General features: G+C 59.9%; 2 protein-coding genes and 1 pseudogene. 1 reads left to right on the top strand and 2 read right to left on the bottom strand.

What is annotated here, in order from left to right; genetic code table 11:
* Positions 1–201 precede the first annotated feature (201 nt).
* Positions 202–765, bottom strand: a complete 564-nt coding sequence (locus FHT70_RS30030; protein ID WP_183706746.1) for a threonine transporter RhtB — start codon at positions 763–765, stop codon at positions 202–204.
* A gap of 128 nt (positions 766–893) precedes the next feature.
* Here FHT70_RS30030 and FHT70_RS30025 point away from each other — a divergent pair, with 128 nt between their 5' ends.
* Positions 894–1,097 carry a hypothetical protein gene (locus FHT70_RS30025; RefSeq protein ID WP_183706745.1) on the top strand — a complete coding sequence of 68 codons (204 nt, stop codon included), beginning with the start codon at positions 894–896 and terminating at the stop codon, positions 1,095–1,097.
* A 47-nt stretch (positions 1,098–1,144) separates the two neighbouring features.
* On the opposite strand, the pseudogene FHT70_RS30555 reads toward FHT70_RS30025, so the two are convergent.
* A pseudogene (locus FHT70_RS30555) lies at positions 1,145–1,463 on the bottom strand (hypothetical protein); the annotation flags it as partial.
* Between the last annotated feature and the right edge of the window lie 213 nt (positions 1,464–1,676).

Below are 1,676 nucleotides of genomic sequence, written 5' to 3'. Positions count from 1 at the left end.
GCTGCGTATAGCATCGGGACATGCCAAAATCTCCAAAGTGAAGCCATTGAAATCATTGGCATGTCGCACTTGGAAATAGAATGTACCCGGCTACAGGCGAATCTGGCGTAATCAGCATTATGGAACACCAGTGTTTGCCAGCCGCACCAAGGGCTTGCGAAGGCGGCCGCTCGCCGCGCGTAGCAGAAACAGGAGCGGCTTTCATCCATCAAGAGCGCTGAACGTCAAGACGGCGGAGAATGCGACGAGGGTTGCGGATCCGCATCGCCGGGCAAACGACGGTATCCGTTTATCACGTCCAAGGATGACCCTGCCGATCGACAGCCAGATCGAGGAGACCGCGAGGACCACGGATGCGAGAATGGTAATGGATCCTGCAGCAGACAGCTCCGCTGCGGGAGGGAGCATCGTCAGTCCGATGATCAGCGCTTTGGGATTTAACAGCGTCGTCACGGCCAGCTGCCTTACGCTCACGGCCTCGACCTGGCTCGATCCCATGCCCCAGAGCCGCAGTGCCAGGTACAGCACCCAGGTCGCCGAGATGAGTTTGACGCCTTGCGAAACCAGGGGGTGATCGCTGAGAAAAGAGCCGGCCAGACCGGATGCCGGAAGGACGATCGCAAGATATGCCAGCAGGACGGTGGCGAGTAGCGCGATCGCGCGCCCGACAGTCAGCCCCTGAGATGCCATTGCCAAAATGGCGTTGGTCGGCCCGGGCAAGATGAGAAGCGTGAAAACGCCTGATGCGAAAGGCAGAAGATGCACTGATACGGTCTCCGGTTTCCTCCGCTTCTTGCATGGTCGCGCCCGCCGGTCGTTGACAGAGATCATTTTGGCGACGGAACATTCCGGGCGCCCCGACGTTTATTGCGGTCAGGTCAGAGGTAGGCGCCATGCCTTGCATGATCAGGTTCATGCTCACTCGATTGGCCACGGGCTTTGCAATAGGATGCGCCGTGGGGTTCTTCGTTTGGCAGAACGGGTTTGCAGCAGCAGAAACGCTCGAGAATTATCTGGCACAGGGCCTTTTCATCTACCTCTTTGCGAGCACCGTCAGCGTGGGTTATCTCGCGACGGCTCTCCTCCTGGAAGAATAGCACCGGAAGATCAAAGTCCTGCTGCGCGGACGTCGGACAATCGCCAATCAAGCGTCCTGTTCCGGTTCAAGACCGGCCGGAATCTCGGACTGCAGCTCCGCCAGGCGCGTGTAAAGGCCGCCTTGGCGCATGAGCGAGGCGTGCGTCCCCTCTTCCACGATCCTGCGTCCATCGCCAGAATCCTCTCCGCCTTGAGCACGGTGGCGAGCCTGTGCGCGATCACGATCATGGTCCGCGCCGCCATCAATTCCTCCAGGCCTCGCTGGATAGCGCCGGCCTTCCCAAGGCAATGTTGTCGTAAACGGAAGCGGCAAACATCGTCACCTCCTGCGGGACAATGGCGATTTCCTTGCGCAGGGTCTGCGGGGGAAACGCCGTTGTCTCCTCGATGCTTGCTTCACGCTTTGTCCCGCGAGCGGCGATTTATCTCTTTGATCGCGGCGAATATCGTGCATCTTTCCCCCGTGCTCAGGCTACCATCCGCGCCAGCGCGCAACGCGACCAGAGCGAATGCAGGGCCTCGACGAGATGGGCGATATCGGCGTCGGAATGCAGCGGCGTCGGGGTGATGCGCAGTCG

This window comes from Rhizobium sp. BK049 (assembly GCF_014193135.1).
GTDB lineage: Bacteria > Pseudomonadota > Alphaproteobacteria > Rhizobiales > Rhizobiaceae > Rhizobium.
This window is presented reverse-complemented; position numbering and strand designations above follow the sequence as displayed.

Coding starts and splice junctions, on each gene's coding strand:
- FHT70_RS30025 (WP_183706745.1), top strand. CDS start 894: ATGCCTTGCATGATCAGGTTCATGCTCACTCGATTGGCCACGGGCTTT.